This window comes from Sulfurivirga caldicuralii (assembly GCF_900141795.1).
Taxonomy (GTDB): Bacteria; Pseudomonadota; Gammaproteobacteria; order Thiomicrospirales; family Thiomicrospiraceae; genus Sulfurivirga; species Sulfurivirga caldicuralii.
This window is the reverse complement of the sequence record NZ_FSRE01000003.1, coordinates 158,210-180,879: the sequence shown is the minus strand read 5'-3', so window position 1 is coordinate 180,879 and position 22,670 is coordinate 158,210. Positions and strand designations below refer to the sequence as shown.

The following is a 22,670-nucleotide window of genomic DNA, read 5'->3' as shown; positions in this document are numbered from 1 at the left end:
CATGTAACGTTATCTTATCACAGGATATATTGGCTCAAATCCACGTTCTGCGCCAGCTCGCCGAGGCGTTCGTTGACGTATTCGGGCGTAATGGTGAAGGTTTCGCCTTGGTGGTCCGGGGCGTCATAGCTGATCTCTTCCAGCAGTCGCTCCATGACGGTATGCAGGCGGCGTGCGCCGATGTTTTCGGTGCGTTCATTCACCTCATAGGCCACTTCGGCAATGCGGCGGATGGCCTCATCGGTAAACACCAGCTCCACGCCTTCGGTGGCCAGCAGGGCGATGGCCTGCTCGGTGAGGTTGGCGCGCGGCTCGGTGAGGATGCGCACGAAGTCGTCCACGGTGAGGCTCTGCAGCTCCACGCGGATGGGCAGACGCCCCTGCAGCTCCGGAATAAGGTCCGAGGGCTTGGCCAGATGGAACGCGCCGGAGGCGATAAAGAGAATATGGTCGGTCTTGACCATGCCGTACTTGGTGGAGACGGTGGCGCCTTCGATCAATGGCAGCAGGTCGCGCTGCACCCCTTCGCGGGAGACATCTGCGCCGCCGCGTTCGCCGCTTTTGGCCACCTTGTCAATCTCGTCGATAAAGACGATGCCGTTCTGCTCCACGGCCTCGACTGCCTCCGCCCTGATTTCCTCTTCGTTGATCAGGGCGGCGGCTTCCTCTTCGGTCAGCTGCTTGAGCGCCTGCGCGATGGTAGTGCGGCGCTTTTGCGTGCGGTTGCGGCCCAGCTGCTCGAACAGGCCCTGCAGCTGCTGGGTCATGTCTTCCATGCCGGGCGGGGCCATGATCTCCATCTGCACCTGCGGGGCGCGCATGTCGATTTCGATTTCCCTGTCGTCCATCTGCCCGGCGAGGATCTTTTCGCGGAACTTGGCACGGGTAGGCGCCATCTCGTCCACGCTGCGCGCCTCAAAGCCGCGCGCGGGTGGGAGCAACACGTCGAGAATGCGTTCCAGCGCACGCTCGCGTGCCTGTTCCTGCACGCGTTCCATCGCCTTTTCCCGCAGCATCTTCACCGCATTGTCAGTCAGGTCGCGGATGATGCTGTCCACGTCGCGGCCCACGTAGCCCACTTCGGTGAACTTGGTGGCTTCCACCTTGAGGAAGGGGGCATCGGCCAGACGCGCCAGTCGGCGGGCGATTTCGGTCTTGCCCACACCGGTGGGACCGATCATGAGGATGTTTTTCGGCGTCACTTCCTGGCGCAAGTCTTCCGGCAGCTGGCTGCGGCGCCAGCGATTGCGCAGGGCGATGGCCACGGCGCGCTTGGCGTCCGCCTGGCCGACGATGTGCTTGTCCAGTTCGGCGACGATTTGCTTGGGTGTCAACATGGCACGCTCAACTTGATGGGTTAATCACGGTATTATAGTGTGCGGCAGCAGGGACGGGGGTCCCCGACTTTTTACAGCGGCGTTTTTCGCACCGCGGCACGGAGGCTTGCATGGGGCTGAAATTTGCCAAAATGCACGGTTTGGGCAACGATTTCATGGTGGTGGACGCTATCTCGCAGTCGTTTGCGCCGGATGCGCAGACAGTGCGCAGACTGGCGGACCGCCATTTCGGCGTGGGCTTCGATCAGCTGCTGCTGGTGGAAAAGCCAACGCGGGAGGATGTGCTGTTTCGCTATCGCATCTTCAATGCGGACGGCTCCGAGGTGCAGAACTGCGGCAACGGCGCGCGCTGCTTCGCCCGTTTCGTGTATGACCGCGGCCTGACCGATCAGCGGGAAATCCCCGTGGAGACGGCTGCGGGCAAGCTGGTGCTTTATATTGAAGATGACGGCTGGGTGCGCGTCAACATGGGTCAGCCCCGCTTTGCGCCGCACGCCCTGCCGTTTGATGTGCCCACCGAACAGGCGCGCTATGATCTTGAGGTGCTGGGGCAGACGGTGGAAATCGGCGCGGTATCGCTGGGGAACCCCCACGCTATGCTGCGGGTGAGCAGTGTGAACGACGCACCGGTTGAGCAGTTGGGCCCGGCCATTGAAAGCCATCCGCAATTTCCGGAGCGGGTGAACGTGGGCTTCGCCGAGGTGGTGGATCGCCAGCACGTGAAGCTGCGCGTGTATGAGCGCGGCGCGGGTGAAACCTTGGCCTGCGGCACGGGCGCCACGGCGGCGATGGTGATGCTGCGCCGCTGGGGGCTGGTGGATGACGAAGTCACGGTTTCATTGCCGGGTGGCGATCTGCGCATTCGCTGGTCTGGCGATCCGCAGGAACCGGTTTGGATGAGCGGACCGGCCGAATGGGTCTTTACGGGCGAATTGTGCGATGCGAACTGACCTGACCGCACAGGAGGTGGCCAACTATCTGGCGCGCCATCCGGACTTCTTTCAGATTTTCCCCGATCTGGTGGAGCAGATGCGCCTGCCGCATCCGCGCAGCGGCGAAAGCATTTCCCTGCTGCAGCGTCAGCTGATCAGCCTGCGCGATAAGAAGGAGACGCTGGAGCAGGAGGTCTCTGCGCTGCTGGCCGTGGCCGGCGACAACGGCCGCCTGTTCGAAAAACTGCACCAGCTCACGCTGGCGCTGATGGCAGCGCGCAGCGAAAGTGATGCGGTGCACTGCCTGCTGGAACTGCTGCCGGCCCTGTTTGCGGTGGAACAGGTGCGCCTGCACAGCTGGCAGGCGCCGCGCGAGGCGGTGAAGGGGCTGCGTCAGCTGGGCATGGACCGCAGCTGGGTGCAGCTGCTGCGCGCGCATCTGCAACCGGGAAAACCCCGCTGCGGCGCGCTGGAGCCGGGCTGGCAGACGGGCCTGTTCGAGCCGGAGCCAGCGGTGCGCAGCGTATGTCTGGTGCCGCTGGGGTTCGAGCGGGTCTGGGGTGTGCTTGCCATCGGCAGCCATGACGCCGAGCGCTTTGCACCCGAACTGGACACCTATTTTCTGCGCGTGCTGGGCGAGCTGATCAGCGCTCGGCTGGGGCATCTGTTTGGAGACAGTCATGTCCTCCCGCGCTGTTGAAGCGCTGGATGCGGCCATCGGCGCATGGATGCGCCATCTGGCGGCCCGTGGGCTGTCGGAACACACGATGAAGAATTACGCCCGCGATGTGCGCGGCTTTGCCGCCTTTGCGCAGGCCGAAGCGGTTGTATCGTGGGGCGAGGTGGCCACGCTGCACGTTAAGCTTTATCTGCAGAAGCTGGCCAGCGAAGGCAAGTCGGCGCGCACCCTGGCGCGTATTCTTTCGGCGCTGCGTAGCTTTTTCGACTACCTGCTGCGCGAAGAGCAGGCGCAGAGCAACCCGGCGCGGGATGTGCCCCTGCCCAAAGTGGGGGCGCCGCTGCCGCGCACGCTGGATGTGGATCAGGTCAGTCAGCTGCTGGAGGGTTTCGATGACAGCTGGCAGGGGCGGCGTGATAGGGCAATTTATGAACTGCTGTACAGCAGCGGCATGCGTGTGGCCGAGTTGCATGGGCTGAATGTATCCCACGGCGAACAGATGCTGCGCGAGGGCGGCACCATCGTGCTGGGCAAGCGCGACAAGGAGCGCTGGGTGCCGGTGGGGCGCGTGGCCCGCGAGGCGCTGGCGGCGTGGCTCAAGGTGCGTAATGCCCACGCTGATGCGGATGAGCCGGCACTGTTCATCAACCCGCGCGGCGGACGCCTGAGCATTCGGTCCATGCAGCAGCGGCTGCGCAAGTGGGGGCGGCAGCGCGGTCTGCCGCAGGGCGTGACGCCGCACAAGCTGCGCCACAGCTTCGCCACCCACATGCTGGAGAGCAGCGGCGATCTGCGCGCGGTGCAGACGCTGCTGGGGCACGCCAGCCTGAATGCCACGCAGATATACACACGCATGGATTTCCAACAACTGGCGCGGGTGTACGACAAGGCCCATCCGCGCGCCAAACGCAAACGTGAGGAGTGAAATGAGCTTCAAGGGGACGACGATTCTGTGCGCGCGCCGCAATGGTCAGATGGTCATTGGCGGCGACGGGCAGGTGACGCTGGGCAATGTGGTGATGAAGGGCAACGCCCGCAAGGTGCGCCGCCTGTATAACGGCAAGGTGCTGGCCGGCTTCGCCGGCTCCACGGCGGATGCGTTTACGCTGTTCGAGCGCTTCGAGGCCAAGCTGCAGGCGCACAGCGGTCAGCTGCTGCGCGCCGCGGTGGAAATGGCCAAGGACTGGCGTACTGACCGTGCGCTGCGTCGGCTGGAGGCGATGATGATCGTGGCCGATCAGACCACCATGCTGTTGCTGTCCGGCACAGGCGATGTCATCGAGCCGGAACACGATTTCATCGCCATCGGCTCTGGCGGCAGTTATGCGCATGCGGCAGCGCAGGCGCTCATGGACAATACAGCGCTTTCGGCACTTGAAGTGGTGGAAAAAGCCCTTACCATAGCGGCTGATCTATGTATCTATACCAACCATCAGCTCACAATCGAAACCCTGGAGGCACCGAATGAAAAATCATGAGCAGGCGCTGGAGAAGGACAGAGCCCACACCAGCATGCTGGAACGCTATTTCGAAGGCGCGCTGTGGAACAGCCGCTGGGTGGTCATGGTGGCGGTGATCGCCAGCCTGATTACCGCCTTTGGCATTTTTTACATGACCGCCGTGGATGTGTACTACACCATGGCGCACCTGGTTCATTACGCACAGCTTGACGATGAGGCGCGCAGCCATCTGAAGGCCCAGACCGTAGCCCATGTAGTCGGCTCGGTGGATGGTTTCCTGCTGGGCACCATCATGCTGATCTTCGCGCTGGGGCTGTACGAGCTGTTCATCTCCAAGATCGATCAGGCACACGAATCGGGCGCCAGCAAGATTCTGTACATCAACTCGCTGGACGACCTGAAGGACAAGCTGGCCAAGGTCATTGTGATGATCCTGATCGTCATGTTCTTCGAGCAGGCGATTTTCCTCAAGCCGACTGCACCGCTGGAGCTGCTGTACTACTCGCTGGCGATCATGATGATCGGCCTGGCACTGTATCTGTCGCACAAGGCCTACGAGCACTGATCAGCCACGACATTTTTTATTGCTCGGTTTCTGCCGGCAGCCACTGACCGGTCTTGCCGCTGAGGTAGTAAACTGTCAGGCCGATCCACTCCTTCCAGCCGGGTTCCAGTGATTTCAGATGATCAAAAAAGTCGAAATCCACCTTGCGATAGGGCGGCTTGTAGCTGCGGTAGTCCACGGGGTAAGGGATGACGTTGACGCCCACCTTGCGAGCCACGCCCACCGCCCGTGGCATGTGAAAGGCGGAAGTGATCAGCAGATAGCGGCCGTCCGGCTTGGGTAGCATCAGCCGTACATTACGGAAGTTTTCATGGGTATTGCGCGAGCTGCTTTCGATGATCAGGCGGTTGGGGGGGATGCCCAGTTGTGTCAGCAGGGTGCGGGCAATATCCCCCTCCTTGCCGGTGTCCTGCAGCTGCACACTGCCGGAACCGCCGGCAAAGATGACCGGCACATCTTTATACAGGCGTGCCAGATACGCCGCGGCCACATAGCGATCGCCACCCAGTCCCAGTTCCGGCGTCTGCCAGCTGAGCGAGCGCCCGAGGCTTTCCCCGCCACCGAGAATGAGAATGCCGTCCACATCGTCCGGCATGGGGTGCGGCTTGTGAAAGCGCGCTTCCAGCGGCTGGATAATAAGGTCCCCAAACGGATAGGCCATATTGGCCAGCAGCAGGGCAAAGCCCAGCGTGGCCAGTGTGCCGCCAAATCGCCGCCAGCCCCACCATGCAAGCAGGACGCCCAGCAGGGTGAGCCAGATCATCAGGTTGAGCGGGCTCAGTAGCCCCCACGCCAATTTCGATATCACAAAAAAGAGGGTGTCCATGTCTTGCATTCTCCCGACAAATCCCCATATAGGGTACAGAAACATTGGCACCTCCGCCAATTCCTTCATTGCTCGCGTTGCGACCATTGAAGGGGTTGGTGGAGGTGCCCAAAAAATTTACGGGAGGCATCAGACATGATGGACAGAATGACAAACGCCCTGCAGCAGGCGCTGCAGGACGCACAATCGAAAGCTGTGGAAAACAGCAACCAGTTTATCGAGCCGCTGCACATTCTCGACGCCCTGATCGAGCCGCAGGGGAACCTGTTGCGGCTGGCGGGCGTTGACGTAAACACATTGCGGCAGAAGGTGGCCGAAAAGCTCAAGACGCTGCCGCAGGTATCCGGCGCCGCCGCCGGGGATGTAAAGATCTCCAACAAGACCGCCCAGGTGCTCAACCTGATGGACAAGCAGTCCAAGGAAATGGGCGACAGCTATATTGCCAGTGAGCTGTTCTTCCTGGCGTTGCTGGAGGTTGCGGACATCGCCGCCGATCTGCTGAAAGAAGCGGGGGCGAGCAAGGAAAAACTGTTGGAAGCCATTCAGAAAATACGAGGAGGTGAAACCGTGCAGGATCCAAACGCAGAAGATACCCGGCAAGCGCTGGAGAAATACACCATTGACCTGACTGCCCGCGCGGCAGAAGGCAAGCTGGACCCGGTCATCGGCCGGGACGACGAGATTCGCCGCACCATTCAGGTGCTGCAGCGCCGCACCAAGAACAACCCGGTGCTCATCGGTGAGCCGGGCGTGGGTAAGACCGCCATTGTGGAAGGGCTGGCGCAGCGCATCGTCAACAAGGAGGTGCCCGAAGGCCTGCGCGACAAGCGCGTTTTGAGCCTGGATCTGGGCGCGTTGCTGGCCGGTGCCAAGTACCGTGGTGATTTCGAGGAACGCCTCAAGGCGCTGATCAAGGACATCGAAAAGTCCGAAGGTCAGATCATCCTCTTTATCGACGAGATCCACACCATGGTGGGTGCCGGCAAGGCGGACGGCGCCATGGATGCGGGCAATATGCTCAAGCCTGCGCTGGCGCGTGGCGAGCTGCACGTGATCGGTGCCACCACGCTGGATGAATACCGTCAGTACATTGAAAAGGATGCTGCGCTGGAGCGTCGCTTCCAGAAAGTGCTGGTGGACGAGCCCAGCGTGGAAGACACCATCGCCATTCTGCGCGGCCTGAAGGAGCGCTATGAAGTGCACCACGGCGTGGAGATTACCGACAGCGCGATCGTGGCGGCGGCGACTCTGTCCCACCGCTACATTACCGACCGCAAGCTGCCGGACAAGGCGATCGACCTGATCGACGAAGCGGCGTCGCGCATTCGTATGGAGATCGACTCCAAGCCGGAAGAGCTGGACAAGCTGGAGCGCCGCCTCATTCAATTGAAGATCGAGCGCGAAGCGCTGAAAAAGGAAAAGGACGAGGCGGCGAAGAAGCGTCTCGCCGAGCTGGAAGAGAAAATCGCCGAGCTCGAGAAGCAGTACGCCGAGCTGGAAGAGATCTGGAAGCGGGACAAGGCGCTGCTCCAGGGCGTGAAGGAGCTCAAGGCGCAGCTGGACAAGGCACGCATCGAGCTGGAGCAGGCGTTGCGCGAAGGCAACATGAACCGCGCCGCCGAGCTGCAGTATGGCGTGATTCCGGAGCTGGAGCGCAAGATCAAGGAAGCGGAAGAAGCCGAGGCGAATGCCGACGAGCAGCCGCACCTGCTGCGCAACAAGGTCACGGAAGAAGAGATCGCCGAAGTGGTCTCACGCTGGACCGGCATTCCGGTCAGCAAGATGCTCGAAGGCGAGCGTGAAAAGCTGCTTCATCTGGAAGACGAACTGCGCAAGCGCGTCGTCGGTCAGGATGAAGCCGTGCATGCGGTGGCGGCAGCCATTCGCCGTGCCCGCGCCGGCCTTGCCGACCCGAACCGGCCCAATGGTTCATTCCTGTTCCTGGGCCCGACGGGTGTTGGTAAGACCGAGCTGACCAAGGCGCTGGCCGAGGTGCTGTTCGACACCGAAGAGGCGATCGTGCGTCTCGACATGTCCGAGTTCATGGAGAAGCACGCGGTGGCACGCCTGATCGGTGCGCCGCCGGGCTACGTGGGCTACGAGGAAGGCGGCTACCTCACCGAGAAGGTGCGTCGCAAGCCCTACTCCGTCATCCTGTTTGACGAAGTGGAAAAGGCGCACCCGGATGTGTTCAATATCCTGCTGCAGGTGTTGGACGACGGTCGCCTGACCGACAGCCACGGCCGTACGGTGGACTTCCGCAATACGGTCATCATCATGACCTCGAACCTGGGCAGCCACCTCATTCAGGAGATGGCCGGCGTCAAGGACTACGAGGCCATGAAGGCGGCGGTGATGGAAGTGGTTGGACAGCACTTCCGTCCGGAGTTCATCAACCGGATCGACGAGACGGTGGTGTTCCATCCGCTCGGCAAGGCGCAGATCCGCGCCATCACCAACATCCAGATTCGGCGCGTCGCCAGGCGCCTGGAAGAGCAGGACATCAAGCTGCAGGTGTCCGAAGCAGCGCTGGATCTGCTGGGTGAAGCAGGCTTCGACCCGGTCTATGGCGCGCGTCCGCTCAAGCGGGCCATCCAGCATCTGCTGGAAAACCCGCTGGCAGAACGCCTGCTCAAGGGCGAGTTCGCTCCGGGTGACACCATCATCGTCGATGTGGAAAACGGCGATCTGGCCTTCCGCAAGGGTTAATGCCCGGCGGAACCCTCCAAAAGGCGGCTTCGGCCGCCTTTTTTGTTTTCGGCTTTTGGGATATTGACATGCCTGACGCAAGGCGTATAATTCCCATCACCTTCCGATATGGGCCGACGTAGCACAACTGGTAGTGCAACTGACTTGTAATCAGTAGGTTGGGGGTTCAAGTCCCTCCGTCGGCACCATCTCTTTATTCTCGGGGCATAGCTCAGTCTGGTAGAGCACCGTCATGGGGTGGCGGGGGTCGCAGGTTCAAGTCCTGCTGTCCCGACCAATTTCATATCTCCAAGGTCTATTGAGGTCGCATGTTGCATAAATGCAACACTACCCAAATCCTTTTGAGCATCCGCCTGCATTCTTTGAAACGATCAGGTCAGATCCCTATAGTGAGCACTAACGCATTTAAGCGTAGACGCTGAAGCGCGGCGTGACAAACGCCACATTTCGGGGTTTAACTTAAGTTGAATCATCAACCAAAAAGAGGGTAAAACCTATGAAAAAGCAAATCATCGCTGCTGCGATCGCTGCTGCTGTAGCTGCACCTGCTGCCATGGCTGGTGCGCCGACTGTTTACGGCCAGATCAATATGTCTCTGGACCATGTTAGCATCAAGGATGCTCATGGCTATAAAGACAAGACCAACGGTGGTGTTCGTGTAACGTCTAACGCTTCACGTATCGGCGTTAAAGGTTCTGAAGATCTGGGTAACGGCCTGAAAGCTCTGTACAAGATCGAGTGGGGCGTTGACGTGGATGGCGACAAAGGTCGCAGCAAATATAAGGCGACTGAAAGCATTTCTGCTCGTAATGCTTACGTAGGGCTGGGTGGCTCTTTCGGTGCGGTTCTGCTGGGCCGTCACGACTCACCTTTCAAAATGGCACAGCCCACTGACACCTTTAACGATGGTTATGGTGACAACGGCCGCATGGCTGGGCTTCTGGGTCTGTACGGCGCTGGTGGTGAGCTGCGCGCAGGTAACGTGCTGGCCTATGTTTCACCTTCTTTCAACGGCATTAAATTCGTGGGTGCCTTGGTACCTAACGAAGAGCTAGGCGTTGCCAACAAGGAAAGTGGCCTGACAGACATTTATTCAGCAGCATTGATGTACGGCTCCAAGAAAAAAGGTCTGTATCTGTCTGCTGCTATGACTAACGCAGACAAGAACTCGGTTGACGGTACACACAGCTACAGCGAATACCGCCTGTCTGCACAGTACACTATGGGCGACTTGATGGCTAACGTTATGTATCAGGACTTTGATACATCCAAGGTTAAAGCTGCTAATGATGGTTCTAACTGGCAGATCAACCTGGCCTACACCATGGGTGCGGCGACCCTGAAAGGTAAATACTCTTCAGTTGATTACGATGTGAAGTCCCAGAAAGATGCCTCTGCTTACGGATTGGGTGTTGATTACGCTCTGGGCAAGAAAACAACTGCCTATGTTGAGTATGTTGCGACTGACAACTACTCTGCAGAAGCAGATGCTTATGCTATCGGCAAGAAAGCTGAAGATACCTATGTGTCTGTAGGTATGATTCACAAGTTCTAATCACCTGCAGTCGTAAGACTGTCTGATTGAACTTGTCAAACCCGTCGGCGTAAGTCGGCGGGTTTTTTTGTGTCTGGAAAAAATGCATGGCGCATGGGGCGGGGATGCGCCGTTCTGAAAAGCCCCCTGCAGGGCCCGGTCGACGCGCTTGTGTGTCGAGGCGGATGGTTATGGGTTTCAATCAGGGGAGGGCGACGCCGTGGCAGTCGGGCTGGAATGGGCATTCAGGTATGTGAGCAGCAGATTGCACTGCGCCAGCTGTTCGCTGTCGAGCAAGCGGTTGCCTGCCTGGCGCCCCTTGCCAAGTTGCCAGTGCCCATCGATAAAATCAATCTGCGCCGCCCAGGGGGTCGTCTTGTCTCTGGGACGAACAATCAGACCCGTGGTTTGGGTAAACCAGGCATGCCCCGTTGTCTGGCACAGTGCGTTGCAAGCATGCAGGCTGCGAATCAATTGCCAGCCAGCGGGGAGGGGAGGGGGGTCCCCGACTTTTTCAATGGGCATTTTTTGCCCGCTTTGTTCTGCCCTGGTTTTCAGACGTTTTAGCCCCTTTTGTAGCCACTTAGTATGGATTTCTTCCACTTCTACCAGAAAACGGCTGCTTTTGATCGGGTCGAGCGATTCACCCAGCCAATTGGCCAGTTCGATCGCGTCCTGCAGCAGTGCTTTCATTTGCTGGCACTGCTGCGGTCGGCAAGGCTGACGAGCAAGGCTCTGATGCAGTTGCGATCCGATTAGCTGCGGAAAATTGGCGGCGAGCGTGAGCGCCATGGAGTTGATGCGCGGCAGTTCGGTTGCACGGTGATAGATGGTTGGGTCCGCCAGACAGGTGTCAATCTGCTGCAGCATCTGCTCATCCATGCTGCGCAAGCGCAGTTTTTGCAGGAAACGGATGGCACGGCGGTCTTCCGGCCAGCCGATTAATCCCGTCATGTCTGTGCGGGGACGGGGAAACAGCTGTTCAAGCTGGTGTTCGTCCATGTTCGCATTGGCCAGCCGCCACGCAAGCACCGGCATCTTGTCCAGCAGCTCCAGCATTTGCGGATAGCGCGCGCTGAGAAACAGCAGGCGCAGCTGCCCTTTATTGGGCAAACGCTGCAGTGTGTCGCGCACCCATGCGGGGATTTGCCTGCGCCATGCGTGGACGGCGGGTGTATTCGGCCACGCCAGCACTGCCCATGCCGGTAACTCAGGTGTTTCACCGTGCCAGGTCAGCATGCGCTCCCAGCCTGGAATGGCGACCGGTTGTAGTTTGCTATCAAACGGGGTTAAATCAACCCAGAGGGTTGCTGTTTCTTCGTCCCACAGGCTATGGCGACTGAGCAGACGCCACAGCGCAGGGCGTGAATCATGGAGAATTTTCGTGCGCAGAGCAGATGCGTTGGTCATGCCCTTTATTGTAGCGAAAGGAGGTCATATGGAATACGAAGTGCGCCATGTGCACCTGCCGGAGAATCTTGGCTTGCTCCGTGTTGGATTTGATGAGGAAGGGCGTATTCGGCAGGCGATCTTTGCCACGTTGCCCGAAGGTCTGGCGCTTTCGTTTGATGATTTTATGGCGTTGCCTGTTGTATTGGGCGGCACGGAATTTCAACAGGCGCTATGGCATGGGGTGCAGTCTGTGCCTGCGGGCGAGGTACGCAGTTATCAGTGGCTGGCGCGGCAGGTGGGGCGGCCAAGAGCCTGTCGCGCTGTGGCTAATGCACTGGCGGCCAATCCGGTGGCCGTGCGCGTGCCCTGCCATCGGATTATTCGCAGCGATGGCGGCTTGGGCGGCTATGCCTGGGGTGAAAAACGCAAGGCTGGTTTGCTTGCATGGGAAAAAGCAGAATGGGATAAATAAGTAAATAATAAAATTCTGAAGTAAAAAAATCTTTTAAAAACAGAGGCTTGCATTCTTTTGGTATTTCCAATTGGCCAATAAAAAATTCTGATTTTTTTTTTGCCCTTTGCTGCGGCATAGTGAACCGCGACTTTTGGCGCGGCGCCACGCGCTGCCTCAGGTTCAATCTCGTATAAGGAAGACAACAGCATGATGAAAAAGACAACACTTGCTCTGGCGATTTCTGCCGCAGCCATGGCGGCCACACCGGCTTTCGCAACCAATGGTGACGCGCTGATCGGTCTGGGTGCCCAGTCCCGTGCGCTGGGTGGCACCGGTACGGCCGCATTCTATGGCTCTGAAAATGCCCTGACCAACCCGGCGCTGCTGGTAAAAGCCAAAAAAACCGAAATTTCCTTTGGCGGCACTCTGTTTAAGCCAAGTGTAAACACCGGCTATCCGGCAATGAACTATGACCACACCAGTAAGGCGGATACCAACGTGATCCCTGAGATCTCCATCGTGAACCCGGATGGCGGTCAATGGGCGTGGGGTATCGGTATGTTCGGTTCCGCCGGCATGGGTGTGGATCACAGCGGTGAAGCTTATTTGATGCAGGCGCGATCTACGCTGCAGCTGATGAAATTTGTACCGTCTATCGCTTTTAATGTGGGAAATGGTTTGTCGCTGGGCGGTGGCGTGGTGTTGCAGTACGGTGCATTGGATATCAACTACAAGATGAACGCTGATGATAGCGCTGATGGTAGCCAGGAGTATAACGTTGGCAGCGGCATGGATCAGGACTTTGGTCTGGGCTTTATTCTGGGGGCCGCGTTTGATCTGAATGACAACCTGACGCTGGGTGTATCTTATGATTCACCTATTACCATGACCTATAAAGGGCAGCTCTCTACAGCGTCACAACCCTTTGTGAACTTTGGTCTGTTCCCATCGGCCATGAGTGACAAACTGGAGCAGCCCGCCGTATTGGGTGCAGGTATTGCCTACACGACGGGTCCGTGGATGGCGACTGTTGACTACAAGAACATCAAGTGGGGTGATGCCAAAGGCTACAAGGAGTTTGGCTGGGAAGATCAGTCTGTCGTTGCGCTGGGTGTTAAATATACCGGTGCGGGCTACTGGTTGGGTGCAGGGTTCAATCATGGCTCCAATCCGATTAAAAAGAATAGTGCAGCGGGCTTCTTAACCCCAGGAACAGCGTCTGCTGCGGGTGCAACGCTTAACATGTTTAATTACCTGTTCTTCCCGGCGACCGTGGAAAACCACTTCACGCTGGGCGGTGGTTATAAGGTCAGCAGCAAGATGACTGTGGATGCGGCGATCACCTATGCGCCTGAAGTGTCGGATACTGTAAGTGCGTTGGGTTTTGCTAATGCTAATGATGGAAATCCATTAAATAATCAGCCAGTTGCCATTGATCTGAAAACCAAGCACTCGCAGCTCGGCTACACAGTATCCCTGCGTTATGAGTTCTGATCGCGTTTAGCATTCAGAAGCACTGATTTGCAAAACCGCCTTCGGGCGGTTTTGTCGTTTTAGGGGTGTTGCAAAAGCGCCACAGATGCAGGCTGCGTCACATTTGCGTGAAATTTACACTTGCGCGGTCGCGCTCTGCGGCATACTTTTCGCGGTTTCCATCAGCAAGAGAAGCACTACATGGCAAGGGTACTGATTGCAGGATGCGGGGATGTGGGCTGTCGTCTGGCGCACGAACTGCTGGCGCAGGGCGACGAGGTGTTTGCCATCCGCCGCAATATCGAAAATCTGCCGGAGGGCGTGCAGGGTATTCAGGGTGACCTGGCGTGTAGCGACTGCGAAGAGAAGATGCGGCTGCCCGACGGCATCGGGCATGTGTTTTATCTGGTGTCGGCGGACAAGCACAATGACATCGCCTACTACCGTGCCTATGTGGCCGGACAGCGCAACCTGCTCAAGCTGTTGGACGGGCAGTCGGTGAAGCGCTATGTTTTCAGCTCCAGCACGTCGGTTTTTGCCCAGAACGAAGGTGAGTGGGTGGATGAAGACTCACCGGTTGAGGGGCGCAACTTTGCCTCGCGCACGCTGCTTGAAGGCGAAGAGCTGGTTCGGGAAAGCGGCTTTCCTTATACCATCGTCCGCTTTGGTGGCATCTACGGGCCGGGGCGTACCCACCTGATCGATTTGGTGCGGGCCGGCAAGGCTACCTGCATGGAAGGTGTGTACAGTAACCGCATCCACGTGGAAGATGCGGCGCGGCTGCTGGCGCACATCCGCAATCTGGAAAATCCGGCCGAGCTATATGTGGGCGTGGACAGCGAGCCGGTGGAGCTGTGCGAAGTGTATGAGTGGCTCGCAGAACAGCTGGCGCTTCCGCTGCCGGAACACCGCGAGCCATCGGAAACGGCACGCCAGCAGCGGGGCAACAAGCGCATCTGCAATGCGCGTATCCGGGCCACGGGGTTCGAGTTCAAATACCCCACCTGGCGCGAGGGCTACAGTGCGCTGCTGGAAGAGATGGAGCAGGCGGGCCTGCTGTAAGTCATTGTGTTTTGTGTCATAATAACCGGTTCACGGAAATTAACGGAGTGCAGCGGAATGGCGATGGATGAGCAGCGTAAAAAGGCCCTGATGGCGGCGCTTGGACAGATCGAGCGCCAGTATGGCAAGGGCTCGGTCATGCGTATGGGCGACAACCCCATCGGTCACGATATCGAAACCATCTCCACCGGTTCGCTGGGGCTGGATATTGCGCTGGGCATTGGTGGGCTGCCCAGGGGGCGTATTGTGGAAATTTACGGCCCCGAGTCATCCGGCAAGACCACGCTGACGCTGCACGCCATCGCCGAGGCTCAGAAAGCCGGCGGCACGGCGGCCTTTATCGATGCCGAGCACGCGCTGGATCCCACCTATGCCGAAAAGCTGGGCGTGGATATCGACAATCTGCTGGTCTCCCAGCCCGATACGGGCGAGCAGGCGCTGGAAATCGCCGACATGCTGGTGCGCTCCGGCGCGGTGGATATCGTGGTGGTGGACTCCGTGGCGGCCCTCACGCCCAAGGCGGAAATCGAAGGCGACATGGGGGATGCTCACGTGGGTCTGCAGGCGCGCCTAATGAGCCAGGCGCTGCGCAAGCTGACCGCCAATATCAAGCGCACCAATACGCTGGTGATCTTTATCAACCAGATCCGCATGAAGATCGGCGTGATGTTCGGCAACCCGGAAACCACGACCGGCGGCAACGCGCTCAAGTTCTACAGCTCGGTGCGTCTGGACATCCGCCGCGTGGGTGCGCTGAAGAACAAGGACGAGATTATCGGCAACGAGACCAAGGTCAAGGTGGTCAAGAACAAGCTGGCGCCGCCGTTCAAGGAAGTCCGTTTCGACATCCTTTATGGCGAAGGCATCTCACGCCTTGGCGAAATCATCGACATGGGCGTGGAGCACAAACTGATCGAGAAGGCGGGTGCCTGGTACAGCTACAACGGCCAGAAGATCGGTCAAGGCAAGGAAAATGTGCGCTTGTGGTTGAAGGAACACCCGGAAGTGGCTGAGGAGATCGAACAGCAGCTGCGCGCCAGGTTGTTGCCCAACGCCCGTGAAGCCGAATCAGCGGGTGACACTGCCGAAGAATGAGTGCGGACTGGCCCCCGCAGCTGGAACAGAAAGCGGTTGAGTTGCTGGCGCAGCGCGAGCACGGCATCCGCGAGCTGCGTGGCAAGCTGGCCCATCGTTTTGTGGAGGTTTCTCCTGAAGCGCTGGATGCGTTGCTGCAGGCCCTGGTCGAGCGCGGCTGGCTCGATGAGCAGCGCTTTGCAGAAAGTGCGGTCAACAGTTATCTGGCACGCGGTGATGGGCCGATGAAGATCCGCCACAAGCTGGCGGAGCGTTTTGAAGAGCCGTGGCGGTTGGATGAGGCGCTGGCGCTCCCCGATGAGGTGTGGGTGGAGACGGCGCGTGAAGCGCTGATCAAGAAATTCGGCGGCGCCGAAAAGCCCGCAGACCGCAAGGAGGTGGCGCGGCGGCTGCGTTTCCTGCAGGGACGTGGCTTTACGGCGCAGCAGTGCTGGGCGGCTTTTGAATGAATTCTCTCAAGATTGTGGAAGTGCAATGAATAAAATGTCCACCGCGCAGTTGCGCAAGGCGTTTATCGACTATTTCGTGGAAAACGGCCATAAGGCGGTGCATTCGTCGCCGGTGGTGCCGGCCAATGACCCTACCCTGCTGTTTACCAACGCAGGCATGGTGCAGTTCAAGGATGTGTTTCTGGGGCTGGAGCAGCGTCCCTACACGCGTGCCTGTTCGGTGCAGCGCTGCATTCGTGCCGGCGGCAAGCACAACGATCTGGAAAACGTCGGTTATACCGCGCGCCACCATACCTTTTTTGAAATGCTGGGCAACTTCAGCTTCGGCGACTATTTCAAGCGCGAAGCCATCCGCTATGCATGGGAATTTCTTACTCAGCGTCTCGGCATTCCCGAAGAGAAGCTGTGGGTCACCGTCTTCCACGAGGATGACGAGGCGGCGGACATCTGGCTGAATGAAATCGGGGTGTCGCCGCAGCGCTTCAGCCGCTGCGGCGAGAAGGACAACTTCTGGTCCATGGGTGATACCGGTCCGTGCGGCCCCTGCTCCGAGATCTTCTACGATCACGGGCCCGAAGTGCCGGGCGGGCCGCCGGGGTCACCGGAGGAGGACGGCGACCGCTACATCGAAATTTGGAACCTGGTGTTCATGCAGTTCAACCGCGATGCCGACGGCACGCTGACCCCTCTGCCCAAGCCGTCCGTGGATACCGGCATGGGGCTGGAGCGTCTGGCGGCGGTGATGCAGGGCGTGCACTCCAACTACGACATCGACCTGTTCCAGGCGCTCATTGATGCCGCCCAGCAGGTGACCGGTGCGCAGGACCGCAACAGCAGTTCGCTGAAGGTGATCGCGGACCATATCCGCTCCACCAGCTTCATCATTACCGATGGCGTGCTGCCCTCCAACGAGGGGCGGGGCTATGTGCTGCGCCGCATTATCCGCCGCGCCATTCGCCACGGCTACAAGCTGGGACAGAAGCAGCCGTTCTTCCACATGCTGGTGCAGCCGCTGGTGGAACAGATGGGCGATGCCTATCCGGAACTGAAGGCCGCCGCGCCGCAGGTGGAAAAGGTGCTGCGCCAGGAAGAAGAGCGCTTTGCCGAGACGTTGGAAAACGGCATGAAGCTGCTGGAGGCGGCCATGGCTGAGCTGTCCGGTGACACCATTGCGGGTGATGTGGTCTTCAAGCTGTACGACACCTATGGTTTTCCGGTGGATCTCACCGCCGATGTGGCCCGCGAGCGCGGCCTGAAAATCGATGAGGCCGGCTTTGAGGCGGAAATGCGCAAGCAGCGCGAACGCGCTCGCAAGGCTGGCAGCTTCAAGGTGGACATGAGCAAAAAGATCGACTTCGAGGGCGAGACCGAATTCGTCGGCTACCAGCAGGATGCGGCGGATGCCACCGTGCTGGCGCTCTACAGGGATGATGAACGGGTGCCCGAGCTCAAGGAAGGCGAAGAGGGCATGGTCATACTCGACCGGACGCCGTTCTACGCCGAGTCGGGTGGTCAGGTGGGCGACACCGGTTCCCTCACCGAGGGCATGAACAGCTTCCATGTGGCAGATACGCAGAAGCAGGGCAAGCTATGGCTGCATGTCGGGCGCGTCACTGCCGGCAGCCTGCGCGAAGGCCAATCAGTACACGCACAGGTGGATGTGGCCCGCCGTCGTGCTGCCGAACGTAACCACTCGGCCACGCATCTGCTGCATGCGGCCCTGCGCAATCATCTGGGCGAGCATGTGGCGCAAAAGGGCTCCCTGGTCACGCCGGAGCGTCTGCGTTTTGACTTTTCCCACTTTGAGCCCATCGCACCGGAAACCCTGCGCGCCATTGAGCGGGAAGTGAACGAAAAGATCATGGAAAACGTGCCCGTCGTCACCGAGGAGATGAGCCTTGATGCGGCGCGAGAAAAAGGTGCCATGGCCCTGTTTGGCGAAAAATATGGCGATGTGGTGCGCGTGGTGGATATGGGCGACTATTCCATCGAGCTGTGCGGTGGCACGCACGTGTGCCGCACCGGTGATATCGGGCCGTTCCGCATTGTCTCCGAAGGCGGCGTCGCTGCTGGCGTGCGCCGTGTGGAAGCCATCACCGGTACCGGTGCGTGGGACTGGATATACAGCCGCGAGGACGCCCTCAATCGTGCCGCAGAGACGCTGAAGGCGAAGCGGCCGGAGCAGCTGCCCGAGCGTGCCGAGCAAATCGCCCAGCAGCTCAAGCAGCTGGAGAAGCAGGTGGAGCAGTTGCAGGCCAAAATGGCCGCCGCCCAGGGCAGCGAACTGGTGAGCCAGGCACAGCAGGTGGGCGATGTGCAGGTGCTGGCCGCCAGGGTGGATGGCGCGGACGGCAAGGTGCTGCGCGAACTGATGGATCAGCTCAAGCAGAAACTGGACAATGCCGTCATCGTTCTCGGTGGCGCCAAAGACAGCAAGGTGGCACTGGTGGCCGGCGTAAGCAAACCGCTGACGAAGCGGTTCAAGGCCGGTGAGCTGGTCAACTTTGTGGCCCAGCAGGTGGGCGGCAAGGGCGGCGGCCGCCCCGATATGGCACAGGCCGGCGGCAGCCAGCCTGAAAACCTGGACGCAGCGCTGGCCTCTGTGGCACGCTGGGTCGAAGAAAGGAATGGATAAGCGACAATGGCACTGATTGTTCAAAAGTACGGCGGCACGTCTGTGGGCTCGGTGGAACGCATTCAGAACGTGGCCGACAAGGTCATCAGGACGGTGGATGAGGGTCATCAGGTGGTGGTTGTGGTCTCCGCCATGAGCGGTGAAACCAACCGCCTGACCGCCATGGCGCAGGAAATTCAGCCGCGCCCCAATCCGCGCGAAATGGACGTGCTGCTCTCCACCGGTGAGCAGGTCACCATTGCGCTGCTGAGCATGGCGCTGATGCAGCGCGGTTACCCGGCCGTGTCCTACACGGGCTGGCAGGTACCCATTCTGACCAACAATGTGCACACCAAGGCACGTATCGAAAAGATCAACGACGACAAGCTGCGCAGCGAGCTGAACGCCGGCAAGATCGTGGTGGTGGCCGGTTTTCAGGGCGTGACGCTCAACAACGAGATCACTACGCTGGGGCGTGGGGGATCGGATACCACCGCCGTGGCGCTGGCCGCCGCGCTGAAGGCGGACGAGTGTCAGATCTACACCGACGTGGACGGCGTCTATACCACCGATCCGCGCGTGGTGCCCAACGCGCGCCGTCTGGATGTGATCACCTACGATGAAATGCTGGAACTGGCCAGTCTGGGCGCTAAAGTGCTGCAGATCCGTTCGGTGGAGTTTGCCAGCAAATACCGCGTGCCGCTGCGTGTGCTCAGCTCCATGAAAGAGGGTGGCGGCACCCTGATTACCTCCGAGGACAAAGTAATGGAAAAACCGCTGATTTCCGGAATTGCATTCAACCGCGACGAAGCCAAGCTGATGATTCTGGGCGTGCCGGACAAGCCGGGTGTGGCCTATCAGATTGTGGGTCCCATCTCCGACGCCAACATCGATATCGACATGATCATTCAGAACCAGGGCGTGGACGGCACCACAGACTTTACCTTTACCGTGCACCGCAACGACTGCCCGGCCGCATTGGAGATCCTCAAGCGTCAGGCGGAAAAGCTGGGTGCGCGTGAAGTGCTCGCCGACGACGGCATCGTCAAGGTGTCGCTGGTGGGGATTGGCATGAAGTCCCATGCAGGTATCGCGGCGCGCATGTTTGAGGTGCTGGCGGAGCGTGGCATCAATATTCAGATGATCGGCACTACCGAGATCAAGATCTCGGTGATCATCGAAGAAAAATATTTGGAAGAAGCCGTGCAGGCGCTGCACGATGCCTTTGAGTTGGAGCGATAAGTGAGCATGAAGGCTCCTTTCGACGGCGGCGTGCTGATCAAGACCTATGGCTGTCAGATGAACGAGTACGACTCGGAGAAGATGGCTGCGCTGCTGAAAAACACCTTTGGCCTCGAGCAGGTAGACACGCCTGACGCGGCGGATGTGCTGCTGCTCAATACCTGCTCGGTGCGCGAAAAGGCGCAGGAAAAGGTGTTCGACGAGCTGGGCAAGTGGAAGCAGTGGAAGGCCGAAAAGTCCAACCGCATCATTGGCGTGGGTGGCTGCGTGGCTTCTCAGGAAGGGGAACACATTCGCGAACGCGCACCCTACGTGGACGTTATTTTCGGCCCGCAGACACTGCATCGCCTGCCGCAGATGATCCGCGAGGCGTTGCAGGCACGGCAGCAGTCCGAGCAGCGTGCGCCGGTCATCGATATTTCCTTCCCTGAAATCGAAAAGTTCGATCACCTGCCCAAGCCCGAAGCCAGCTCGGTGACGGCGTTTGTCTCCGTCATGGAAGGCTGCTCCAAGTACTGCACCTTCTGTGTAGTGCCCTACACCCGTGGCGAAGAGGTGAGTCGTCCGTTTGAAGACGTGATGGCTGAGGTGCGCGCACTGGCCGCGCAGGGCGTGCGTGAAATCAACCTGCTGGGGCAGAACGTGAACGCCTACCGAGGGGAGATGGCCGACGGCGATATTGCCGATCTGTCCGTGCTAATTCATGCGGTGGCGCAGGTGCCCGGCATCGACCGCATCCGCTTTACCACCTCGCACCCCAATGAGATGACACAGGCGATTATCGATACCTTTGCCGAAGTGCCGGAACTGGTGTCCCACCTGCACCTGCCCATTCAGTCCGGATCGGATCGCATTCTTGCGCTGATGAAGCGCAACCATCTGGTGCTGGAGTACAAGTCTGTCATTCGCCGCATTCGCCAGCATCGGCCGCATCTGAGCCTGTCCGGCGACTTTATTGTGGGCTTTCCCGGGGAGACGGAAGAGGACCATCTCAAGACGCTGCAACTGGTGGAAGAGCTGCAGTATGACCGTTCCTTCAGCTTTATCTACAGCCCCCGTCCCGGCACACCGGCGGCGAGCCTGCCCGATGACGTGCCCATGGAAGTGAAGAAGCGCCGCCTCTACGAACTGCAGGAACTGCTCAACCGGCAAACACAGGCATTCAGCGAGGCGATGGTGGGTACGGTGCAGCGCGTGCTGGTGGAGCGCCCGTCGCGCAAGAGCGTGCATGAGATGGCCGGGCGCACCGAAAACAACCGCGTGGTCAATTTCCCCGGCAGCGTGGAGCTGATTGGCCAGTTCGTGGATGTGAAAATCACCGATGCCTTTACCAACTCCCTGCGGGGTGAAATCGTGGACACGCCCGAGGCGGATCGCGTGCGCGCGCCGCAGTATTACGCCCTATGAGCGACCATCTGCTGCATACTGCTGCCTTCGAGCTGACGCCCCACGACAATGAACGCCTGCAGAATCTGGTGGGGTATCACAACGAACACCTGGAACAGGTGGAGCTGCGTCTGGGGGTGGAGGTCAACCACCTCGGTTTTCAGTTTCGTGTGACCGGTCTGGCCGACCGCATCGTGCGTGCAGAGCAGGTCATCCGCGATCTTTATGCTCTTGCCGCCAATGAAACCCTCGATCCGCAGAAGGTGCATCTCGCATTGCAGGCGCACGGCCACACCGAGGCGCAGACAGTGCAGGAGTGCGAACGCCTGCTCAAGCTGCGCCGCAAGGTGATCCGTACCCGCAACCCCAATCAGGCGCAGTATCTGGACAATCTCGGCCGCTACAACATCAATTTCGGCGTGGGGCCGGCCGGCACGGGCAAGACATGGCTGGCAGTGGCCGCTGCGGTGGATGCGCTGGAAAAGGAAGCGGTGCGCCGCATCGTGCTGACACGTCCGGCCGTGGAGGCAGGGGAGCGTCTCGGTTTTCTCCCTGGTGACCTCTCTCAGAAGGTGGATCCCTATCTACGCCCCCTCTACGACGCCCTGTTTGAAATGTTGGGCTTTGACACGGTGGAGCGCCTGATCGAAAAGAATGTGATCGAAGTGGCGCCGCTGGCCTTCATGCGCGGGCGCACCCTTAACGAGTCCTTTATCATCCTGGACGAGGCGCAGAACACCACCACCGAACAGATGAAGATGTTCCTGACGCGTCTGGGCTTTGGGTCCCGGGCGGTGATTACCGGCGACATTACCCAGTGCGACCTACCGCGTCATCAGACCTCCGGCCTGCGCGATGTGCTGGAGGTATTGGAAGGCGTGGATGGCATCGGTTTCACCTTTTTTCAGGCGCAGGATGTGGTGCGTCATCCACTTGTGCAGAAGATCGTGCGCGCCTATGATCGACGGGACCGACATCGCAACCGGGAGGAGGGGACGCCATGATCGAGTTGCAATGGGGTATCGAACCACAGGCCGTGCCTACAGAGGAGCAGGTTACCCAGTGGGCGCAGACTGCGCTGAGCCGGGCCGGCCGCAGCGGCGATCTGACTGTGCGCATCGTATCTCCTGAAGAGATTCAGGCGCTTAACGCGACCTATCGCGGCAAGGATCAACCCACTAATGTGCTCTCGTTTCCCTTTGAAATCCCGCAGGATGTGGCCGACGCACTGGATGATGCCTATCTGGGCGATGTGGCCATCTGCGCCGAGGTGGTGGCGAATGAGGCCGAGGCGCAGGGTAAACCCCTGACAGCGCACTGGGCGCACATGGTGGTGCACGGCACCTTACATTTGCTGGGGTTTGACCATATAAAACCTGACCAGGCGCAGGAAATGGAACGCCTGGAAACTGAGATTCTGGCTGAACTGGGTTTTGCCAACCCGTATGAAGAGGTTTGAAA

General features: G+C 59.4%; 20 protein-coding genes and 2 tRNA genes. 19 read left to right on the top strand and 3 right to left on the bottom strand.

Going from position 1 to position 22,670, the window contains the following annotated elements:
* Positions 1–17: 17 nt before the first annotated feature.
* Positions 18–1,337, bottom strand: coding sequence for an ATP-dependent protease ATPase subunit HslU (gene hslU, locus BUQ81_RS06660; RefSeq protein WP_074201610.1), 1,320 nt, complete (start codon positions 1,335–1,337; stop codon positions 18–20).
* A gap of 110 nt (positions 1,338–1,447) precedes the next feature.
* Here hslU and dapF point away from each other — a divergent pair, with 110 nt between their 5' ends.
* From dapF to BUQ81_RS06635, 5 genes are read left to right on the top strand one after another with little or no spacing between them, the layout of a single operon-like run.
* Positions 1,448–2,287 carry a diaminopimelate epimerase gene (gene dapF, locus BUQ81_RS06655; RefSeq protein ID WP_074201609.1) on the top strand — a complete coding sequence of 280 codons (840 nt, stop codon included), beginning with the start codon at positions 1,448–1,450 and terminating at the stop codon, positions 2,285–2,287.
* The gene (locus tag BUQ81_RS06650) at positions 2,277–2,969 is read left to right on the top strand and encodes a DUF484 family protein (protein ID WP_074201608.1); all 693 of its coding nucleotides are present in this window, start codon (positions 2,277–2,279) and stop codon (positions 2,967–2,969) included. The genes dapF and BUQ81_RS06650 overlap by 11 nt, the downstream gene beginning before the upstream one ends.
* Positions 2,950–3,873, top strand: coding sequence for a tyrosine recombinase XerC (locus BUQ81_RS06645; RefSeq protein WP_074201607.1), 924 nt, complete (start codon positions 2,950–2,952; stop codon positions 3,871–3,873). The genes BUQ81_RS06650 and BUQ81_RS06645 overlap by 20 nt, the downstream gene beginning before the upstream one ends.
* Position 3,874: 1 nt before the next feature.
* A complete protein-coding gene (hslV, locus tag BUQ81_RS06640; RefSeq protein WP_074201606.1) occupies positions 3,875–4,426 on the top strand; it encodes an ATP-dependent protease subunit HslV in 552 nt (183 codons plus the stop codon).
* Positions 4,413–4,973 (top strand): YqhA family protein, encoded by a 561-nt coding sequence (locus BUQ81_RS06635; protein WP_200770566.1) that lies wholly within the window; start codon positions 4,413–4,415, stop codon positions 4,971–4,973. The genes hslV and BUQ81_RS06635 overlap by 14 nt, the downstream gene beginning before the upstream one ends.
* A 16-nt stretch (positions 4,974–4,989) precedes the next feature.
* Here BUQ81_RS06635 and BUQ81_RS06630 read toward each other — a convergent pair whose 3' ends face one another.
* The gene (locus BUQ81_RS06630) at positions 4,990–5,799 is read right to left on the bottom strand and encodes a YdcF family protein (protein ID WP_074201825.1); all 810 of its coding nucleotides are present in this window, start codon (positions 5,797–5,799) and stop codon (positions 4,990–4,992) included.
* A 135-nt stretch (positions 5,800–5,934) separates the two neighbouring features.
* Here BUQ81_RS06630 and clpB point away from each other — a divergent pair, with 135 nt between their 5' ends.
* The 4 genes from clpB to BUQ81_RS06610 all read left to right on the top strand — a co-directional run bounded on the left by clpB (position 5,935) and on the right by BUQ81_RS06610 (position 10,063).
* Complete coding sequence (gene clpB, locus BUQ81_RS06625; protein WP_074201605.1) at positions 5,935–8,508, top strand: ATP-dependent chaperone ClpB; 2,574 nt, start codon at positions 5,935–5,937, stop codon at positions 8,506–8,508.
* Positions 8,509–8,620: 112 nt separating this feature from the next.
* Positions 8,621–8,696, top strand: a tRNA-Thr gene (locus BUQ81_RS06620).
* A 12-nt stretch (positions 8,697–8,708) separates the two neighbouring features.
* A tRNA-Pro gene (locus BUQ81_RS06615) sits at positions 8,709–8,785 on the top strand.
* A gap of 219 nt (positions 8,786–9,004) precedes the next feature.
* Positions 9,005–10,063 carry a porin gene (locus BUQ81_RS06610; protein ID WP_074201604.1) on the top strand — a complete coding sequence of 353 codons (1,059 nt, stop codon included), beginning with the start codon at positions 9,005–9,007 and terminating at the stop codon, positions 10,061–10,063.
* A gap of 177 nt (positions 10,064–10,240) precedes the next feature.
* Here BUQ81_RS06610 and BUQ81_RS06605 read toward each other — a convergent pair whose 3' ends face one another.
* Positions 10,241–11,452, bottom strand: coding sequence for a hypothetical protein (locus tag BUQ81_RS06605; protein WP_159432272.1), 1,212 nt, complete (start codon positions 11,450–11,452; stop codon positions 10,241–10,243).
* Between the two features lie 28 nt (positions 11,453–11,480).
* Here BUQ81_RS06605 and BUQ81_RS06600 point away from each other — a divergent pair, with 28 nt between their 5' ends.
* From BUQ81_RS06600 to ybeY, 10 genes are all read left to right on the top strand, one after another.
* On the top strand, positions 11,481–11,906 hold the full coding sequence (locus BUQ81_RS06600) for a methylated-DNA--[protein]-cysteine S-methyltransferase (RefSeq protein ID WP_074201602.1): 426 nt from the start codon (positions 11,481–11,483) through the stop codon (positions 11,904–11,906).
* A gap of 189 nt (positions 11,907–12,095) precedes the next feature.
* Positions 12,096–13,382 (top strand): OmpP1/FadL family transporter, encoded by a 1,287-nt coding sequence (locus BUQ81_RS06595; RefSeq protein ID WP_234947383.1) that lies wholly within the window; start codon positions 12,096–12,098, stop codon positions 13,380–13,382.
* A 180-nt stretch (positions 13,383–13,562) separates the two neighbouring features.
* On the top strand, positions 13,563–14,423 hold the full coding sequence (locus BUQ81_RS06590; protein ID WP_074201601.1) for an SDR family oxidoreductase: 861 nt from the start codon (positions 13,563–13,565) through the stop codon (positions 14,421–14,423).
* A gap of 63 nt (positions 14,424–14,486) precedes the next feature.
* Positions 14,487–15,518, top strand: a complete 1,032-nt coding sequence (gene recA, locus BUQ81_RS06585; RefSeq protein ID WP_074201823.1) for a recombinase RecA — start codon at positions 14,487–14,489, stop codon at positions 15,516–15,518.
* Complete coding sequence (locus BUQ81_RS06580) at positions 15,515–15,967, top strand: regulatory protein RecX (protein WP_074201600.1); 453 nt, start codon at positions 15,515–15,517, stop codon at positions 15,965–15,967. The genes recA and BUQ81_RS06580 overlap by 4 nt, the downstream gene beginning before the upstream one ends.
* A gap of 34 nt (positions 15,968–16,001) precedes the next feature.
* A complete protein-coding gene (alaS, locus tag BUQ81_RS06575; RefSeq protein WP_074201599.1) occupies positions 16,002–18,602 on the top strand; it encodes an alanine--tRNA ligase in 2,601 nt (866 codons plus the stop codon).
* A gap of 6 nt (positions 18,603–18,608) precedes the next feature.
* The gene (locus BUQ81_RS06570) at positions 18,609–19,823 is read left to right on the top strand and encodes an aspartate kinase (RefSeq protein ID WP_074201598.1); all 1,215 of its coding nucleotides are present in this window, start codon (positions 18,609–18,611) and stop codon (positions 19,821–19,823) included.
* Between the two features lie 6 nt (positions 19,824–19,829).
* Positions 19,830–21,230, top strand: coding sequence for a tRNA (N6-isopentenyl adenosine(37)-C2)-methylthiotransferase MiaB (gene miaB, locus BUQ81_RS06565; protein WP_074201822.1), 1,401 nt, complete (start codon positions 19,830–19,832; stop codon positions 21,228–21,230).
* Positions 21,227–22,213: a PhoH family protein gene (locus BUQ81_RS06560; RefSeq protein ID WP_074201597.1), complete on the top strand. Its 987-nt coding sequence runs from the start codon at positions 21,227–21,229 to the stop codon at positions 22,211–22,213. The genes miaB and BUQ81_RS06560 overlap by 4 nt, the downstream gene beginning before the upstream one ends.
* Positions 22,210–22,668, top strand: a complete 459-nt coding sequence (ybeY, locus tag BUQ81_RS06555; RefSeq protein WP_074201596.1) for an rRNA maturation RNase YbeY — start codon at positions 22,210–22,212, stop codon at positions 22,666–22,668. Before BUQ81_RS06560 ends, ybeY begins: the two co-directional genes overlap by 4 nt.
* Positions 22,669–22,670 lie beyond the last annotated feature (2 nt).

Bases quoted from the DNA above. Each gene is read 5' to 3' on its own strand.
- hslU (WP_074201610.1), bottom strand. From the start codon at position 1,337: ATGTTGACACCCAAGCAAATCGTCGCCGAACTGGACAAGCACATCGTC.
- dapF (WP_074201609.1), top strand. From the start codon at position 1,448: ATGGGGCTGAAATTTGCCAAAATGCACGGTTTGGGCAACGATTTCATG.
- BUQ81_RS06650 (WP_074201608.1), top strand. From the start codon at position 2,277: ATGCGAACTGACCTGACCGCACAGGAGGTGGCCAACTATCTGGCGCGC.
- BUQ81_RS06645 (WP_074201607.1), top strand. From the start codon at position 2,950: ATGTCCTCCCGCGCTGTTGAAGCGCTGGATGCGGCCATCGGCGCATGG.
- hslV (WP_074201606.1), top strand. From the start codon at position 3,875: ATGAGCTTCAAGGGGACGACGATTCTGTGCGCGCGCCGCAATGGTCAG.
- BUQ81_RS06635 (WP_200770566.1), top strand. From the start codon at position 4,413: ATGAAAAATCATGAGCAGGCGCTGGAGAAGGACAGAGCCCACACCAGC.
- BUQ81_RS06630 (WP_074201825.1), bottom strand. From the start codon at position 5,799: ATGGACACCCTCTTTTTTGTGATATCGAAATTGGCGTGGGGGCTACTG.
- clpB (WP_074201605.1), top strand. From the start codon at position 5,935: ATGATGGACAGAATGACAAACGCCCTGCAGCAGGCGCTGCAGGACGCA.
- BUQ81_RS06610 (WP_074201604.1), top strand. From the start codon at position 9,005: ATGAAAAAGCAAATCATCGCTGCTGCGATCGCTGCTGCTGTAGCTGCA.
- BUQ81_RS06605 (WP_159432272.1), bottom strand. From the start codon at position 11,452: ATGACCAACGCATCTGCTCTGCGCACGAAAATTCTCCATGATTCACGC.
- BUQ81_RS06600 (WP_074201602.1), top strand. From the start codon at position 11,481: ATGGAATACGAAGTGCGCCATGTGCACCTGCCGGAGAATCTTGGCTTG.
- BUQ81_RS06595 (WP_234947383.1), top strand. From the start codon at position 12,096: ATGATGAAAAAGACAACACTTGCTCTGGCGATTTCTGCCGCAGCCATG.
- BUQ81_RS06590 (WP_074201601.1), top strand. From the start codon at position 13,563: ATGGCAAGGGTACTGATTGCAGGATGCGGGGATGTGGGCTGTCGTCTG.
- recA (WP_074201823.1), top strand. From the start codon at position 14,487: ATGGATGAGCAGCGTAAAAAGGCCCTGATGGCGGCGCTTGGACAGATC.
- BUQ81_RS06580 (WP_074201600.1), top strand. From the start codon at position 15,515: ATGAGTGCGGACTGGCCCCCGCAGCTGGAACAGAAAGCGGTTGAGTTG.
- alaS (WP_074201599.1), top strand. From the start codon at position 16,002: ATGTCCACCGCGCAGTTGCGCAAGGCGTTTATCGACTATTTCGTGGAA.
- BUQ81_RS06570 (WP_074201598.1), top strand. From the start codon at position 18,609: ATGGCACTGATTGTTCAAAAGTACGGCGGCACGTCTGTGGGCTCGGTG.
- miaB (WP_074201822.1), top strand. From the start codon at position 19,830: ATGAAGGCTCCTTTCGACGGCGGCGTGCTGATCAAGACCTATGGCTGT.
- BUQ81_RS06560 (WP_074201597.1), top strand. From the start codon at position 21,227: ATGAGCGACCATCTGCTGCATACTGCTGCCTTCGAGCTGACGCCCCAC.
- ybeY (WP_074201596.1), top strand. From the start codon at position 22,210: ATGATCGAGTTGCAATGGGGTATCGAACCACAGGCCGTGCCTACAGAG.